General features: G+C 44.9%; 12 protein-coding genes. 9 read left to right on the forward strand and 3 right to left on the reverse strand.

What is annotated here, in order from left to right:
• Nucleotides 1-50: 50 nt before the first annotated feature.
• The 3 genes from lolA to rplU all read right to left on the reverse strand — a co-directional run bounded on the left by lolA (nt 51) and on the right by rplU (nt 1,847).
• Nucleotides 51-752: an outer membrane lipoprotein chaperone LolA gene (lolA, locus tag H4W00_RS11665; protein ID WP_209959223.1), complete on the reverse strand. Its 702-nt coding sequence runs from the start codon at nt 750-752 to the stop codon at nt 51-53.
• 434 nt (nt 753-1,186) lie between these two features.
• The gene (gene rpmA / locus H4W00_RS11670; protein WP_209958430.1) at nt 1,187-1,444 is read right to left on the reverse strand and encodes a 50S ribosomal protein L27; all 258 of its coding nucleotides are present in this window, start codon (nt 1,442-1,444) and stop codon (nt 1,187-1,189) included.
• 91 nt (nt 1,445-1,535) lie between these two features.
• The gene (rplU, locus tag H4W00_RS11675) at nt 1,536-1,847 is read right to left on the reverse strand and encodes a 50S ribosomal protein L21 (protein ID WP_209958433.1); all 312 of its coding nucleotides are present in this window, start codon (nt 1,845-1,847) and stop codon (nt 1,536-1,538) included.
• Nucleotides 1,848-2,431: 584 nt separating this feature from the next.
• Between rplU and H4W00_RS11680 the strand changes: the two genes are divergently transcribed.
• The 9 genes from H4W00_RS11680 (at nt 2,432) to mgtE (ending at nt 17,211) form a co-directional block, all read left to right on the forward strand.
• Nucleotides 2,432-3,361, forward strand: a complete 930-nt coding sequence (locus H4W00_RS11680; RefSeq protein ID WP_209959226.1) for a polyprenyl synthetase family protein — start codon at nt 2,432-2,434, stop codon at nt 3,359-3,361.
• Nucleotides 3,362-3,837: 476 nt separating this feature from the next.
• Complete coding sequence (locus tag H4W00_RS11685; RefSeq protein WP_209958435.1) at nt 3,838-5,238, forward strand: efflux RND transporter periplasmic adaptor subunit; 1,401 nt, start codon at nt 3,838-3,840, stop codon at nt 5,236-5,238.
• A 35-nt stretch (nt 5,239-5,273) separates the two neighbouring features.
• On the forward strand, nt 5,274-8,639 hold the full coding sequence (locus tag H4W00_RS11690; protein WP_209958437.1) for an efflux RND transporter permease subunit: 3,366 nt from the start codon (nt 5,274-5,276) through the stop codon (nt 8,637-8,639).
• A complete protein-coding gene (locus tag H4W00_RS11695; RefSeq protein WP_209958439.1) occupies nt 8,636-10,498 on the forward strand; it encodes an efflux transporter outer membrane subunit in 1,863 nt (620 codons plus the stop codon). The genes H4W00_RS11690 and H4W00_RS11695 overlap by 4 nt, the downstream gene beginning before the upstream one ends.
• Before the next feature lie 266 nt (nt 10,499-10,764).
• Nucleotides 10,765-11,772: a porphobilinogen synthase gene (gene hemB / locus H4W00_RS11700; protein ID WP_209958441.1), complete on the forward strand. Its 1,008-nt coding sequence runs from the start codon at nt 10,765-10,767 to the stop codon at nt 11,770-11,772.
• Nucleotides 11,773-12,244: 472 nt separating this feature from the next.
• Nucleotides 12,245-14,284 carry a UvrD-helicase domain-containing protein gene (locus H4W00_RS11705; RefSeq protein WP_209958444.1) on the forward strand — a complete coding sequence of 680 codons (2,040 nt, stop codon included), beginning with the start codon at nt 12,245-12,247 and terminating at the stop codon, nt 14,282-14,284.
• A gap of 148 nt (nt 14,285-14,432) precedes the next feature.
• Entirely contained in the window at nt 14,433-14,744 is a 312-nt protein-coding gene (locus tag H4W00_RS11710) for a transposase (protein WP_209957413.1), read from the forward strand.
• A 29-nt stretch (nt 14,745-14,773) separates the two neighbouring features.
• Nucleotides 14,774-15,622, forward strand: a complete 849-nt coding sequence (locus H4W00_RS11715) for an IS3 family transposase (RefSeq protein ID WP_334684932.1) — start codon at nt 14,774-14,776, stop codon at nt 15,620-15,622.
• 185 nt (nt 15,623-15,807) lie between these two features.
• Entirely contained in the window at nt 15,808-17,211 is a 1,404-nt protein-coding gene (gene mgtE / locus H4W00_RS11720) for a magnesium transporter (protein WP_209958447.1), read from the forward strand.
• The last annotated feature ends 104 nt before the right edge of the window (nt 17,212-17,315 follow it).

Here is a 17,315-nt window from a genome sequence, read left to right on the forward strand (position 1 = left end):
CTTTTTTATTTATTCAAACATGTTTGTCTAATGATAGCTTTAATGACCGATTACTGGTTGATAACATCAACACCTTTTGGCGGAGTAAATTTAAACTGGCTGCTACTGATACTTGGGTTGAGCTTGATACTACTAAACTTAATGGAAGTCGTTTGCCCTAGGGTATCATTAAGCACCATCATGACTGGCTTACCACCACTAAAGCTCACTGACAAGTTTTTAAAACTGGCACTATCTGATTTGGGATACAGCACGTAGTAGTTTTTATTAGCATAAGGCTGAGTAATTTTAAAGTTTTTATCAATTTTACTGGGATCGCCTGATAACAATAGCGCTGGCGTATTGCCTACTTGGCTATCTACCTTTTGATTGGTCGCTTGCTCTAAATCTTTATCATATATCCACATCGAACTGCTATTAGCTATGATCAGCTGTTGTGATGGCGACTTGGTTTCCCAGCGGAAATTATTAGGGCGCTGGACGCTCATTGAGCCTTTAAAGGTACCACTGCTTGCGCCTTTTGTGGTCTGAGTAAAGTCAGCGGTCATGCTTTTGGTATTGGTCAATAGCTTATTTAAGCGTTTGGCAGCGACTAGACTGTCAGCAGGAGCGGCACTAGCTGACTGGGTCAAGGCTATCATGGGTGCAGCGACCCCAAGCGTGGTCATCAATACCCCAGCCAAAGCGCCACTCATTATTTTTTGTTTGACAGTCGCTGTTGGTTTAATGGTTTGCTTAGTTAATAAAGTCATCATATTTCCTCTCATTTTAAAAAAATAGCAATTAGTCTCTAGCAATTGGTCTGTTAGTCTTTAAAGCAGCCGCGTATTTGTTCTGGTAGAATTTTTTGAGTGTTATTTATTAGTTATCACAGCGCTATTGACCAACGACCACATTGTGGCAGTTTTTTTATTACGCGCCTAGACCTGAATTGCAATCATTACTACGCCTGCCATACACGCTTGTAACTAAAAAATTCACCCTATTTTATTCTGGTGTTTATAGAATTTTTATCAAATAGTGCCGTAGAACCTTGTTACTTCTAGAGCATGGATATCAGGCGCTATTTGATAAATATTAGTAAAATATAAACATAAAAAAGTCCCCATCACCGACTGGTAATAGGGACTTTTCTATTTGCTATAAGGACTTATTTAAATACAATAAGCCAGTAGCACAGCAGCAATTATGCGCCTTCAACCATCACGTAGCGACGATTAAATTTACCTTTGGTCGCAAACTTTACCACACCATCATTCAGTGCAAATAAAGTATGGTCACGACCCATGCCAACACCAGCGCCGGCGTGGAATTCTGTACCACGTTGACGAACAATGATGTTACCAGCAACGATGGTTTGACCACCGAAGATTTTTACGCCGAGCATTTTTGGGTTTGAATCACGACCGTTACGTGTCGAGCCGGCAGCTTTTTTATGTGCCATGAGAAAATCTCCTTGTTAATGTGACTTATCGCTAATGCGATAACTCTTAAGCTTTTAGTGCGCTGTTAAGCTTTAATAAGTAAGCTGATAACTAAGCATTAATCGCTTTGATTTTTAACAAGGTATACCATTGGCGGTGACCTTGCTCTTTGTGATAATGCTTACGACGATTGTGCTTGACGATACGGATTTTTTCGCCGCGGCCATGCTCAACCACTTCAACTTCTACGCTGACACCATCAACGACTGGCTGACCAATTTTGACGGTTTCGCCGTCAACAATCATCAACACGTCTTCAAATTTGATTGTTTCGCCGACTTCTGCTTTTAGTAGTTCAACTTTAAGCAACTCGTTGACGACTACACGGTGCTGTTTACCACCAGTTTTGATTACTGCGTACATTGTCTAACTCCGTTTAACCCGTGTGCCGTGGCTAATATTATACCAGCGCTTCGTAAACGAACACGACAGGGAAAAATTAAAGGCAAGATTTTACGGCTTTTTGCCCATAAAAGCAAGCCGCTCGTCCTAATTTTAAAAAGTGTTCTAATTTTAAAAAGTGTTCTAAAAAATGATGATGCCCATAAATCTATGCATAAGCAGCGCTATTATAACTTATACAATCAGTGACTTACAATGCCTTATATATTTGTCTCTACTATTAAATAATAATTAATGGCTATTAATTATTGTTTAATGCCTATGTTGGTGGCTTTTTAAGCTGTAAGTAAGGCAACCATTTGGTTCTTAGCTCATTTTATATCATATTTTAGTCACCGATTTGAGCGTTTAGCTATGCTATTATAAGCAAGCCAATTGCACTAATTGATATCACTATCAAAAAACTCTCTTTATTCTACTTAATATGACTATTTACTATGACCCTTACTTCTTTGTCTAGCGCCTCATCTAGTGCATCTGCCACACTACTGTCCACACCAAGCTATGCCGATATTCAAAGCATCGTTGCTGATGATTTTGAGATTATGGATAAGCAAGTTTTTGGTAGTCTTAATTCCAAAGTACAGCTAGTGATGAACGTCTCAAAACATGTGATCGACGCGGGCGGCAAACGGATGCGGCCATTGATCACCTTGCTGTGTGCACGAATGTTTCATGATGCGCCGTCACAACAAGCGATGCATTTGGCTGCCATTACCGAGATGCTGCATACCGCAACCTTAGTCCATGATGATGTGATTGATGAATCAGGGCAACGCCGTGGTAAGCCCACAGCCAATGCAACTTGGGACAATGCCACCGCTGTGCTAGTGGGTGATTATCTGATTGCGCGAGCCTTTAACTTATTGGTCGGCTTTCAAAGTTTGCCACTGTTGCAACTGTTCTCAGATGGTACTTGTGATATTGCCGAAGGCGAAGTATTGCAGCTTCAGCATCAGCATAACCCGGCTGCCACCGAAGAGGATTATCTGCGCATCATTGATGGCAAAACCTCACGGCTGTTTATGATGGCGACTCAAGGGACTGCTATCTTGCAAGGACAAACCCAGCACCTTGCTGCATTGGCCGCTTTCGGTCAGCATTTTGGTAATGCCTTTCAGATTGTTGATGATGTGCTCGATTACAGTGGTGATAGTGAGTTAATGGGCAAGAATCTAGGCGATGATTTAGCAGAAGGCAAACCTACCCTACCGACTATCAAAGCGCTCGATCTATTAAAAGATAGCAGCCAACCAGGTTATGATCAGTTACGTATCGCGGTACAAACTGGCAAAACCCCAGATGCCGCACAGTTAATTGAACTGGTGCGCAATTCAGGGTCATTAACTTATTGTAAGCAGCGCGCTTTAGAAGAGACCAAGCTGGCCCAACAAGCTCTCAGCACTCTACCCAATAATCGCTATCGCCAAGGATTGTTTCAGTTGACTGAGCTTGCCAGCGCGCGGTTGCTATAAGACTTTTTTTATCGATCACATTTAATTATTGCTAAAGCGCTCGTTTTCTGTACGAGGCGCTTTTTTACTGTATTGATCAGTCATTATCGTTCTGATTCTATGCAAACTCACTTATACAACAAAACTTAACAATATGCCAAACAGCCAGTTATTATAAAGTTTCCTAAGCGTTTTTTCGTGTAACGCTTGTGTTACCAGTGTTCTTTATAGAGAGTCAAAACCCAAATACAACTTTATGAGAGCAGACATGCTTTTGAGTGCTTGACTACGGGGTAGACCCTATAGTTTATAATAGCCTACTAAATTAAATCTGCTTATCCGGTTTTTGCACGTGCTACTCTCTATCTACACGTGCCTAGTCGCTAATGAATATTGGCAACGGTGACTGCATAATTATTGTTTATATCGATAACGTTCCAAATTTATCACTACACTTTTCATACTGTATCAATATTATATTATTGCCGAGGACATTGATGAAGCATTCTTATCTTGCGCTTGTAATAGCATCTGTACTATCTGGAGCTGTACTGGTTGGCTGTGACAAAAACGAGGACGCCGCTGGTGGAGCAGCACAGCAGCAGATGCCACCTGCCGTCGTCAACGTCCAGACCGTGACTTTTGGCACCGTACCTCAAGTACAGATCTTTTCTGGCCGTACTGCAGCCTATCAGACTGCAGACGTTCGCCCACAAGTAAATGGCATTATTGACGAAATACTATTCCGTGAAGGCAGTACGGTCCAAAAGGGCCAGCCCTTATATCGTATCAATACCGATAACTACACGACTTCTATTGTGAGTGGTCAAGCAGCGGTAGCACAGGCAGAGGCCAACTATCAGACCGCCGTGGCTAATAATGCCAATGCGAAAGCGGAGCTAGTCAGTCGCCAAGCGTCATTATCACAAGCTCAAAATGACTTACAGCGTTTGAGTGGTTTGGTCGAAATTGATGCCATCTCTAAACAGCAATATGATCAAGCGGTAACCCAAGTGCGTACTGCCCAAGCCGCTGTGCAAAGTGCCAATGCGGCTATCGGTCAATCGCAAGCAGGTATTGAAAGTGCAAAAGCCGGTATTCAAACGGCAAAAGCCGGTCTCGATACCAGCACCTTAGATCTCAATCGTACTATCGTACGGGCGCCAATCACCGGTCGTAGTGACCGATCGAGCGTCACTGCCGGTACCTTAGTCAGTGCCAGTCAAGCCAATCCGCTGGTCACTATTTCACGCTTAGATCCTATCTATGTCGATATCAGTCAATCATCGTCTGAGCTGCTCAATCTACGCCAGCAAATATCTGCGGGTAAAGCCCAAACAGGCATGAATACCGTCGAACTGGTATTAGAAGACGGTTCTGTTTATCCGGTAAAAGGTAAGCTTTCTTTATCAGAGGCGAAAGTCGATGAGTCAACTGGGGCAGTAACCTTACGTGCCGTATTTCCAAATAAGAACAACATCTTGCTCCCAGGCATGTATGTCAGCGCACGCTTGACCCAAAGTGTCATTACCAATGCCGCTTTAGTGCCACAAAGTGCGGTTATGCGTTCGACTAAAAGCGAAACTCAAGTTTATATCGTTGATGAAAATAACAAAATCCAAGTTCGTCCGGTTACGATTAATGGTACTTATAATGGACAATGGGTAGTCACTGACGGTCTAGAGAGTGGCGATAAAGTGGTGGTTATCGGTGGCGCAAAAGTGAAGCCTGAACAAGAAGTGGTCACTGAGCCTTTGGAAAATCCAAACCCAGCACCCTCCGAGCAAGCTGCCCCTACTGGCACTGCTGCCAAAACACCGCAGCAAGCTGCAAAAAATATGGATAAGTCTACCGATGGCAAAACTGCCAATAAACCGGCACCAGCAGCCGCCAATTAATTCCATTCAAAGCTAGGAAGACTTAGGGATATACTATGTCAGTTTTTTTTATTAATCGCCCTATCTTTGCATGGGTGATGGCCATTTTGGTTATGCTCATCGGGATAATATCGGTTATTAACCTACCGATTGAGCAGTATCCAGCTATTGCGCCGCCAACTATTTCGGTCAGTGCCAGCTACCCTGGTGCTAACGCTGAAACCGTTGAAAACTCAGTGGTACAGGTTATCGAGCAACGCATGAAGGGGCTTGATGGCTTGATGTATATGAAGTCGTCGAGTGCCTCAAATGGTAGTGCCTCCGTACAGCTTTACTTTGAAAACGGTACGGATGCCGATACAGCACAAGTACAGGTTCAGAACAAACTCCAGGCCGCAATGAGCTCTTTGCCTGAGCAAGTACAGCGTCAGGGCGTCACCGTTAATAAGGCCTCTGATGGCTTTTTGGCCGTGTTTGGGTTTGTCTCCGAAGACGGCAGTATGGATCGGGCTGATATCGGTGATTATATCAACTCGAATGTCGTCGATCCGCTCAGCCGTGTTGAAGGGGTTGGTCAAGTGCAAGCATTTGGCGCCTCTTACGCCATGCGTATTTGGCTTGATCCAGCACGCTTACGTGGCTATAACTTGGTGCCATCTGATGTGGTCAAAGCCGTACAAGCGCAAAACGCCCAAGTATCTGCCGGTCAATTAGGCCAAGCACCTGCTGATGTCGATGAACAAGTTATTAATGCGACCGTTACCGTACAAAGCTATCTAAAAACACCTGACGAGTTCGAAGACATTCTACTAAAAACAGATACCTCTGGTGCACAGGTGCGCTTAGGCGATGTTGCAGACGTTGAAATTGGTAGTGAAGATTATAGTACTATTTCATTGTTTAATGGCCAACAAGCCGCTGGCCTTGCGGTATCACTAGCGGGCGGTGCTAACGCGCTTGAAACCCGCGAATTGGTCGGTGCTCAAATCGCCGAGCTAGAAGCAAACTTTCCTGTAGGTCTAAAGTCCGTCGTTCCTTACGACACCACCCCATTTGTCCGCTTGTCTATTGAACAAGTGGTTTATACGCTGATCGAAGCGATTATATTAGTATTTATTGTCATGTTCGTTTTCTTACAGAACTGGCGTGCGACTATTATCCCAACCCTTGCGGTACCTGTGGTACTACTGGGTACTTTTTCGGTGCTCTATATAGCAGGGTTCAGTATTAACGTACTGACCATGTTTGCGATGGTGCTGTCCATTGGTCTACTGGTGGATGATGCCATTGTGGTGGTAGAGAACGTTGAGCGGATTTTAGAAGAAGACCCGCATATCTCTATCAAGGACGCCACCATCCAATCGATGGGGGAAATTAGTAAAATCGTAGTGGGTATCGCGATTATCTTGTCAGCGGTGTTCGTACCGATGGCCTTCTTCGGCGGCTCAACTGGGGTGATTTATCGTCAGTTTGCCATTACGCTTATCACTAGCATGGTGCTATCGGCTCTAGTGGCCCTTATCTTTACCCCTGCCCTCTGTGTGACCTTGCTAAAACGTAGTAAGAGCCATGAAAAAGGCAATAGCGAACAGCAAAAAGGCTTCTTTGGTTGGTTTAACCGTTCTTTCACCAAAGCCAGCCGCTCTTATGAAAGTTTTGTCGGTAAGAGTTTCCGCTTTAAATGGGTGTACTTCATAGCCTATGCCGCCATCATCGGTATTATGGCAGTGGTATTCTTACGGATCCCTGGTTCATTTTTACCAGAAGAAGACCAAGGGATTATGTTTACCGCCGTCCAGTTACCTGCTGGTTCGACCCTTGATCAAACCCAAGATGTGCTAGGTAAAGTGAGTGATTATTATAGTAGCCAAGAACCGGATAATGTGGCTTCAGTGTATACAATCGCGGGCTTTAGTTTTGTGGGACAAGGACAAAACGTCGGTATCGCCTTCGTAAAACTAAATGACTGGGCAGATCGCGAAGGGGATGAAAATACAGCGCGGGCCATATCTGATCGTGCACAGGGTTACTTCTTTAGCCAAATTAACGAAGCGACTGTTTTTAATATTATACCGCCAGCGATTAGTGGGCTTGGTAACTCTAGTGGTTTTGACTTAATGATCCAAGATTCTGGTAACCTTGGACACGAGGGTCTACTTGAAGCACGTAATATGTTACTGGGCATGGCCGCTCAAAATGATCAAGTCGCCGGCGTGCGTCCCAACGGCCAAGAAGATGCGCCGCAGCTGAAAATCAATATCAACCAAGAACAAGCCGCCGCTTATGGTTTATCTCTGGCGAGTATTAATAGTGTTATCTCAATCGCTTGGGGCTCAACCTATATCAATGACTTCATTGACCGTGGTCGTGTTAAACGGGTGTTTGTACAAGGTCAGCCTAGTAGCCGTACTAACCCTGATGATCTTGGTAAATGGTATGTGCGTAATGACAGCAACGAAATGATTTCGTTTGATGCTTTTTCTAGTAGTGAATGGGAAAGCGGTTCACCCGGTCTCACGCGCTATAACAGTTTGGCGTCAATGAACATCCAGGGTAATGCGGCTGAAGGCTTAAGTACTGGTGAAGCGATGGATGCCATGGAAGCCATGGTCGAAAAACTCCCTGATGGCATTAGCTATGAATGGACAGGCCTGTCACTTGAGGAGCAAAAGTCAGGCGCTCAGGCGCCCATGCTATACGCTATCTCAATCCTAGTGGTATTCCTATGTCTGGCGGCGCTGTATGAAAGTTGGTCAGTGCCATTCTCAGTACTATTGGTGATTCCACTTGGGGTATTGGGGGCGGTGCTGTTTACCTGGTTCCGCGGTTTCTCCAACGATATTTACCTACAAGTCGGTCTACTCACGGTGGTCGGGCTATCTGCCAAAAACGCCATCTTGATTATCGAGTTTGCGAGGGACCACCAAGAGGAAGGTTATAGCCTTAAAGATTCGGTAATGCTCGCAGCGCGGCAACGTTTACGTCCGATTATCATGACCTCACTTGCCTTTGGTCTGGGCGTTGTGCCATTATTCATAGCCACCGGTGCCGGGTCTGGTAGCCAAAACGCGATCGGTACCAGTGTGGTTGGTGGAGTGATCACTGCTACCTTCTTAGGTATCTTCTTTATTCCTATGTTCTATATTTGGATGCGTAGTATTTTCCCTTATAAAGGTAACGAAGCGCATGATCCGAATGATAAAGATGACGGCAATGATCCAAATGGACCAAACAATCCAAATGGACCAAACAATCCAAATGGACCAAGCAATCCAGATGGACCAACTGATCCCAATGGCTCACAGGATCCTGACGAAACCCTAGTTACGCCAAAAGTGCTAGATACACCGACCAATGATATGCAAGATCCAACTCCCTCTGAGAGTTATCAGCCTCTAAGCTTTGGAGATAATACAAAATGAGTTTTAGTACGTTATTTACCCCTAACTCAGCCACCAAAGCAGTAGTTACCACTACTGCTAGCGTGCGCCCAATGACAGGCACTTGGTTTGCCCCTACCGCTATGATCGCGACTTTCTCAGTATCACGGGTACGCAAAAATAGCGGGCGCTTGCTAGGCTTAACAGCGTTAGCAATGAGCATGGCCGCCTGTAATACTATTCCAAAAGCTGATATGCGCCCGGTACTTGCTGAGCCAAATTTGCCCATTGAACAGGCTTACGGTGCCTTTGATCGTGAGACCACTAGTAGCGCTGACCAGCCCAGTCTCGCCAGTCAACGCTGGCAGAATTTTTATAGCGACGAGCGCTTGAAAGGTCTCATTGCCTTGAGTCTGGAGAATAACAAAGACTTTGAAAGCGCCAGCTTAGCTATTGAAAAAGCACGTGCTCAATATCGAATTACTGATATTCGCGACCTACCTTCTATTGATGGTAGCGCCGGCTACTCTCGCCAACGCCAAGGAAGTCAAATAAGTGGTCGAAGTGGTCAAACGGGCGATAGTTACAATGTACAATTGGGCTTGGCCAACTACGAGCTCGACTTTTGGGGCAAAATTGCCAGTCTAAAAGATCAAGCATTGCAGAACTTTTTGGCGACCACCGCGGCAAAAGATGCCACCCAAATCAGTCTGATTAGTAACGTTGCGCAAAGCTATGCTAACTTAAGCTATAGCCTCGCACAGCTAAAGCTGGCTGAAGCGACGGTAGAAAGTCGTGAGAGGTCACTATTCATTGCCAGCAAACGCTTTGAAGCCGGTATTGATCCCAAGCTACCCTCTTTACAGTCCAGTGCCTCACTAGAAAATGCCAAACTTGCGGTATTAAGGGCGCAAAGCAGCATCTTAACCTCGCGTAATGCATTACAGTTTTTGGTGGGTGCGTCAATTCCAGCAGGTCTTATTCCGGCGCCAGCCGTCAGTAACATTACCACGCAACAAATCTTTAGTACCGGTCTACCAAGCGAGCTACTACGTTATCGTCCTGACGTGCTACAAGCAGAATATAACTTAAAAGCCGCTGGCGCTAATATTGAAGTGGCGCGCACCTCTTATTACCCTTCAATTAGCCTTGCCAGTAGTGTGGGTCTGCGGAGTGGCAGCTTAGACGATTTATTTAGCAGTGGTTCGTTCGGTTGGTCATTCGGCCCCACGCTCAGCGTACCGATCTTTGATGGCGGTCGTCTAGATGCCAATTATGATGTGGCTACCATCGAACGTAAGCAGACGCTTGCCAGTTATGAAAGATCTATCCAAGTGGCATTCCGAGAAGTCTCAGATGTTCTTGCAACGCGGGCAACGCTAGGCAGTCAGCTTGAATCGCAGTACCGTCTACAAGATAACTTTGAGCAAACCTATCAAATTGCGGACGCACGCTTTAAAGCCGGTATTTCCAACTACCTAGATGTACTCGATGCCCAGCGCTCATTGTTCTCAACTCAGCAAGGTATTTTGGATTTAGAACTTCAAAAAATCATCAGCCAGGTTGAGTTATATCAAGCACTTGGTGGCGGGGCCAATCTTGATGTACCAACGATTATTCCCGTACCGCAGTATACCAATGTGGCACAATTAGGTAGAGCGCCTGGTAATAGTGCAGAAGCAAAAGCCACTTACGCACTTAATGCCACCAGCTCAGCACGGGTACTTTCTGTGCAAGAAGCTGTGGCGATTAAACAGTCAGAGTCGCCTGCGACAGCTACCTTTAATCCGACTGCAGTGGTTGATGTTAACAATGACGGCAAAGCAGATGCCACCGTCGGAATCGTCACCACAGAAACACCGGTTGAGCAAGTGCCAGTGACCCAGATTATCGAACCTTAAATGTTTACTTATCGCATGACTATTGCATAAACATCTGACCATTAGCCCTGCCAACTTGGTGGGGCTTTTTGCCTTTAGATGGCACTTTTGGTTATAGTAAGCATACTGTCCTGAGCGCTACTTTATATCTGTCGTTAAAATACCTTAAAAACGCGACAGTACTGCTGCTATCAGCTTTTTGCAGCCTCTGTCTGCGTAGGCACAGCAAGTAATGTCTGACCTTGTCATAGATTTATATTTAGTTCACAACCTAATAAGGAATAATAATGACTTATACTTTTAATCGCCAATTCCCTGCTACTCGCCTACGTCGTTTGCGTTATAACGACAATGTACGAGCGATGATTCGTGAGGTTGAACTGCATCCCAAGCATTTTATTGCACCGGTATTTGTTTTAGAAGGCGAAAATCAACGCGAAGCAATTGCTAGTATGCCAGGGGTTGAGCGCCTATCGATTGATTTACTGATCAAGTACGCGAAAGAATTACTAGCCGAGGGTGTGACCACCATCGATATCTTTCCAGTCATTGATAACGCGCTAAAAACAGCCGATGGTCGTACAGCCTATGATGAAAATGGTCTGAGTGCCCGTGCGGTAAAAGCCGTCAAAGATGCCATACCTGAAATGGTAGTAATGACTGATGTGGCATTAGACCCTTATACTTCACACGGTCAGGATGGTTTGCTTGATGACGAAGGTTATGTGGTAAATGACGAAACTGTTGAGGTGCTGGTCAAGCAAGTGTTAGTACATGCCCGCGCTGGTGCCGATATCATCTCACCCAGCGATATGATGGACGGGCGTATCAAAGCCATGCGTGACGCTTTGGAATCAGAAGGCTTTTTCAATACCGCTATCATGGCTTACTCGGCTAAATATGCTTCTGCTTATTATGGTCCTTTCCGTGATGCAGTCGGTAGTGCCGGCAACCTAAAAGGGGGTCATAAAAAACAATACCAGATGGATTATGGTAATCGTGCCGAAGCCTTACATGAAGTCGCGATGGACATCAACGAAGGTGCTGATATGGTGATGATTAAACCAGGTCAGCCCTACTTGGACCTCATTCGTGAAGTTAAAAACACCTTTGGCGTACCGACTTTTGCGTATCAGGTCTCTGGGGAATACGCCATGCATATGGCGGCGATTCAAAACGGTTGGTTAAGTGATGCAGTGATTTTAGAATCGCTGATTGGCTTTCGCCGCGCCGGTGCTGATGGCATCTTGACTTATTTTGCGTTAGAAGCAGCACGCCAGTTAAATAATGCTTAAAGCCAGTCTACTGAATTAAAAAAATTAGTTGAAACAATTAGCTACAACGCTTATTTTCGCGCCCATTGATTTAGATCAGTTGGCGCGATTCTGTTTTTCTCTTCTTTTTATTTTTAGCACTTTTTTAACCACACTATCGTTAAAATACCTTAAAAACGCGACGGTACTGCTGGTATAAGCTTTTTGCAGCCTCTGTCTGCGTAGGCACAGCGAGCAAGAAAAACGTATGCCAGCAGTAGGTTATGTATCGATATTACTTTTTATTGACTATATCTGTCTGCCATCTCCCGCCAAAACGTACGGTTTTTGCTTTATAATAGCCTACCTAATTTTAAACGTATGTTTACGCTAACCGCTACATTTTACTGCCTTTATTCTGTCGCTTGCCCAACCATTTTTCTGGGGCTTTAACGGGTTAATTCCGCGGCTACCCTTTTTTTGCTTTTGAACCATTTGTCCCAAAGGTCACGCTATGAGTCAGAGTCAACTTAATCCCAAACAACAAGAAGCCATGCTCTACGTGTCTGGCCCACTACTGGTGTTAGCAGGTGCAGGCTCTGGTAAAACCTCGGTCATCACCCGTAAGATTGCCCACCTTATCGAAGAGTGCAACGTGCCAGCGGAGCGTATTACCGCAGTGACTTTTACTAATAAAGCCGCTCGGGAAATGAAGGCCCGGGTTAGCAAGTTAATGCCCAGCGATAAGACCCGCGGTTTAACCGTATCGACCTTTCACCAGTTTGGTTTACAGTTTTTGCGTTATGAGCTGATTCACACTCCGCTGAAGGGTAACTTCTCCATTATGGATGGCGAGGACAGCAAGCGCCTACTCATGGAATTAATGATGCGCGACAACTTAAGTGGCGCTGAAAGTCGCGAGTTGGTCGGCAAAGCGATGAAGTTTATCTCCGACTGGAAAAACGATTTGATTGACCCCGCACATGCGGCTGAGACCTTAGACGATCCCGAAGATATGATTTTTGCGACGTTATATGCCCTCTACGAACGTAATTTGCGCGCTTATAATGCCGTTGATTTTGATGACCTGATTGTCTTACCGACCAAAATATTACGCGACAATACCCAGCTGCGAGACAAATGGCAAAACCGTATCCGCTACCTACTAGTCGATGAGTATCAAGATACCAATACCGCTCAGTATGAGATGATTAAATATCTAGTGGGGCCACTAGGGCGCTTTACAGTAGTGGGCGATGATGACCAATCTATCTATGCGTGGCGCGGGGCCAAACCTGAAAATATGGCGCTACTAAAAGAAGATTTTCCTAAATTAAAAATCGTGATGCTTGAGCAAAACTACCGCTCGACCAGTCGCATCTTGACCGCTGCCAACGCGGTTATTACTAATAATGAGCATTTATTTGAGAAAAAACTGTGGTCAGATAAAGGTCATGGCGAAAAAATCCGTATTATCAATTGTCGTAATGATGACGATGAATCTGAGCGCGTGGCCAAAGAAATTGCCACTCACAAGCTACGTTTCGGTAATGAGTGGGAAGATTACGCGGTGTTGTATCGCAGTAACTTTCAAGCGCGGATGTTAGAAGCGCAGTTACGCCAATTGCAAATACCTTATAAGATATCGGGTGGTCAGTCGTTTTTTGCCCGCAGTGAAATCAAAGACATCATGGGCTATCTGCGTCTGATTCTAAACCCAGAAGATGACAGTGCCTTTTTGCGTATTATTAATACCCCCAAGCGCGGTATGGGACCTGCAACCCTAGAGAAGCTTGGGTTATTCTCCCAAGAGCACAGTATCTCGTTACTGGCCTCTTGTACCCATGCCGGTCTCAGTCATGTATTACCCTCTAAGGCCTATAGTACCTTAAAAGAGTTCGGCGATTTTATTGAACATTATACCCGCGACCTAGATCAGCATCCGGACCCCGTGCCTATTGTACGGCAGATGATTGATGAAACTGGTTACGTCGATGTGGTGCGCTCAGAAGCCAAAACCCCGCAGCAAGAAAAGAACCGTCTCGATAATATCGAGGTGCTATATACCAGTATTCAATCGCTGATCAACCGCGCGGAAAATGACGAAGACCGTACTATTGATACCATCATCCGCAAGCTAGTATTGCTCGATATGTTAGAGCAGCAGCAAGAAGATGAGAATACCAATAAAGTCAATTTAATGACCCTGCATGCGGCAAAGGGCTTAGAATTTAATTACGTCTATATTATGGGCTTAGAAGAAGAAATGCTGCCGCATCGTAACTCCATTATGAGTGAAACGGTCGAAGAAGAGCGCCGACTCATGTACGTGGGCATTACTCGTGCACGCCGTGAACTGACCTTAACACTTGCCACCCAACGCCGTGCCGGTGGACAAATGCGAGTCACCTCTGAATCGCGCTTTTTAGACGAGTTGCCCGAAGACCATATCGACTGGCCCGCCAAAGCTAAAAAGAAAAAAGCCACTAAAGATCCAGAAGCGGTCGCTGATGAGTACTTGGCCAATATTCGGGCGTTATTGGGTAAACGCTAGCTTGTGTACTAAAATATCCATAGATTAACACACCAAGTGCAACGCGACGGTACTGCTGGTATAAATTTTTTGCAGCCTCTGTCTGTAGTGGCATAATAAACTTGGACAGTGTTTAAGAGGCTATACTAACCCAAAGAAGGAAAATAGTATGACCAACAAACGCAATCAATATACCCGAGAGTTTAAGTTAGAAGCCATCAGCTTAGTCACTGATCACAAACGTAAAATACCTGATGTGGCCAGCTCACTTGGTATTGGCAAATCCACCTTGCAGAAATGGCTGAGTCAATACCATCAAGAAATAAATGGTCAAGCACCTAAAGCTGGTAATGCGTTAACTGACGAGCAACGCGAGCTTCAAGAGCTGCGTAAAGAGAATAAGCGTTTGAGGATGGAACGCGATATATTAAAAAAGGCTTCTGCTCTGCTGGCGTTGGACAGTCTGAACGGCTATCGCTGATCAGCCAGCTTGCAGAGCAAGACGAACAGATGAGTAAAAGCCAACTTTGCAGGCTATTTGGTGTGATTAAGAGCAGTTACTACTATAGACTAAAGCCACAGGCCATCAGTCTTGACACTGTCAAAACCAAAGCCTTAATACGCCAAATATTCAACGACTCAAAGTACTCAGCAGGAGCTCGCAGCATTGCAGCCATACTAATGAATGAGCATAACATCAAGCTGTCACGTTATATGGTAGGTAAACTTATGAGCAGCATGGGGCTTAAAAGCTGTCAGTTAAAGACGCATAAATACAAGCATGCTGACGAGGCGCACAAAACCCATGGGAACTTATTGAACCGTAACTTTAGCCCATCAGCGCCCAATCAAGTCTGGACGGGCGATGTAACTTATGTTCGCATCAAAGGTGGCTGGTGCTATTTAGCGGTGGTTTTAGATTTGTATGCTCGGCGTGTGGTGGGATTTGCCGTATCAGAATCCCCTGACAGTGTGCTGACCGCTAAAGCCCTGCAAATGGCATACCACAGCAGACTTAAACCCAGTGGTATGCTGTTTCATTCCGATCAGGGAACCCATTATACCAGTAAGAAATTCGCTGAATCCGTGGCGAGTTGTAATGGCATGACGCAAAGCATGAGTCGAAAAGGTAACTGTTGGGACAATGCCCCAACTGAAAGGTTCTTCAGGAGCTTTAAAACAGAATGGATGCCAAAGGGCGGTTATGAGAATATCGCTGAGGCTAAAAGTGCCATTATTGATTATATTTGGGGCTACTATCAAACCGTGAGACCTCACCGTTTTAACGATTATTTGTCACCGCTAGAAAAAGAGAAACGTTACTTTAATCAAAACCTCTTATCAGGTGTCCTAAATTAGTTGACCACTACAATCACGCTTGCGAACAGCAAGCAAGAAAAAGTTATACCAGTAGCACTTTGATATGAACGACTCTCTTTTATTTCGAACTGACTATAAGGTCTCAATGAATAGCATCAGGTGACTATTCATTTATTTTTCAACCTTATCTCGTTTTATATTTTTTTAATATTGATGGAACACTCATGCCTGCTTCTACGCCCAGCTCTAAACACCCATTCAAACCGCGGGCAGACTATAATTCGCTAGAATATAGTGCTGAATATAAGCTACTGTATTTGCAGGAACTGGTCGCTGATGACGCCTATGTTGCTATTACGGATTTTTTGGCTAAGCAGTCAGAGTACGAAATTGCTAACTTATTAGAATCATTCCCCACCCAAGATCGACTGCTGATTTGGGCACAAGTACCCGAAAACCTTAAGGGCGAAGTACTCGCTGAGCTGGAATTTGATACGCGCCAGCCGCTAATGCAGAATATTTCCTCAAAAGAGATTTCATTACTTACTCAAGATCTTGATGCGCAGGACATCTCAGAGATTTTAGAGACCGTTACCGAAACAGTTCGTACCTCGGTAATGGCGACTTTAGATGAAGATGTTCGTATACAGGTCAATAAGCTTGATACCTATAAAGATTGGGAAGTCGGCAGCTATATGGATCCTGATATCGTCCAAGTGCAAGATGATATTAGCTTGGCGCAGGTACAAGACTGGCTACGCGCTAATATTGAATTGCTCGATGATCAAAGCCAAGAGCTATTAGTGGTCGATCAAAGCCAGCAGTTACTCGGGCTACTTAGCCTAGTGGATTTGATCAAACATGAGCAAAGCGCGCTAGTCTCAAGCTTTATAGATAATGCGGTGACTATCAACGATCGCTTGGATATCCAAGATGCGGCAGCAATTTTTCGTTCAGAAGACATTCGTTTTGCACCAGTAATTAATAGCCATGGCGAGCTGGTTGGTCAGTTAAATGGCGAAGACATCATGGAGATTATCCAAGACGATGTCGATAGCACCATGAAAAGCTTGGCTGGTGTCAGTCAAGATGAAGAGTTGTTTGCACCTATTCTAACCAGTGCCAAAAGCCGTAGTATTTGGCTCGGTATTAACTTATGTACCGCACTTTTAGCAGCAGCAGTGATTGGTCAGTTCGAAGCGGTACTCGCAAAAGTGGTGGCACTAGCCATACTAATGCCAGTAGTGGCCAGTATGGGCGGTATTGCTGGCTCGCAAACATTGACCGTGGTTATTCGCGGTATGGCAATGGGGCAAATTGGGGGTTCAAACCGCTGGTGGTTGTTCAATAAAGAGCTGTGGGTTGGCGCGATAAACGGTATTGTCTGGGCCTTTATCATGGCGATTATTGCCCAAATGTGGTTTCAGGATGTTAGAATTAGCGCGGTAATTGGCTGTGCGATTGCCATTAACATGACCGCTGCTAATGTATCGGGCATTACTATTCCCATAGTATTAAAGAATATGGATATTGACCCGGCATTGTCCGCCTCAGTGATTCTGACCACAGTGACTGATATTGTCGGCTTTATGTCGTTTTTGGGATTAGCGAGCATTTTATTACTCTAGTTTTTATCTTTAAAAGTTAAAATTGTCATTAATCGTTTAAATTTAACACCTCGGCGCAGAATTCCCCTACTTCTAAAGTAGTGGGATGAATGCGTATTTTTGGG

Origin of the sequence: Psychrobacter sp. PL19 (genome assembly GCF_017875835.1) — a bacterium.
Taxonomy (GTDB): Bacteria; Pseudomonadota; Gammaproteobacteria; order Pseudomonadales; family Moraxellaceae; genus Psychrobacter.

Coding starts and splice junctions, on each gene's coding strand:
- lolA (WP_209959223.1), bottom strand. CDS start 752: ATGACTTTATTAACTAAGCAAACCATTAAACCAACAGCGACTGTCAAA.
- rpmA (WP_209958430.1), bottom strand. CDS start 1,444: ATGGCACATAAAAAAGCTGCCGGCTCGACACGTAACGGTCGTGATTCA.
- rplU (WP_209958433.1), bottom strand. CDS start 1,847: ATGTACGCAGTAATCAAAACTGGTGGTAAACAGCACCGTGTAGTCGTC.
- H4W00_RS11680 (WP_209959226.1), top strand. CDS start 2,432: ATGGATAAGCAAGTTTTTGGTAGTCTTAATTCCAAAGTACAGCTAGTG.
- H4W00_RS11685 (WP_209958435.1), top strand. CDS start 3,838: ATGAAGCATTCTTATCTTGCGCTTGTAATAGCATCTGTACTATCTGGA.
- H4W00_RS11690 (WP_209958437.1), top strand. CDS start 5,274: ATGTCAGTTTTTTTTATTAATCGCCCTATCTTTGCATGGGTGATGGCC.
- H4W00_RS11695 (WP_209958439.1), top strand. CDS start 8,636: ATGAGTTTTAGTACGTTATTTACCCCTAACTCAGCCACCAAAGCAGTA.
- hemB (WP_209958441.1), top strand. CDS start 10,765: ATGACTTATACTTTTAATCGCCAATTCCCTGCTACTCGCCTACGTCGT.
- H4W00_RS11705 (WP_209958444.1), top strand. CDS start 12,245: ATGAGTCAGAGTCAACTTAATCCCAAACAACAAGAAGCCATGCTCTAC.
- H4W00_RS11710 (WP_209957413.1), top strand. CDS start 14,433: ATGACCAACAAACGCAATCAATATACCCGAGAGTTTAAGTTAGAAGCC.
- H4W00_RS11715 (WP_334684932.1), top strand. CDS start 14,774: ATGAGTAAAAGCCAACTTTGCAGGCTATTTGGTGTGATTAAGAGCAGT.
- mgtE (WP_209958447.1), top strand. CDS start 15,808: ATGCCTGCTTCTACGCCCAGCTCTAAACACCCATTCAAACCGCGGGCA.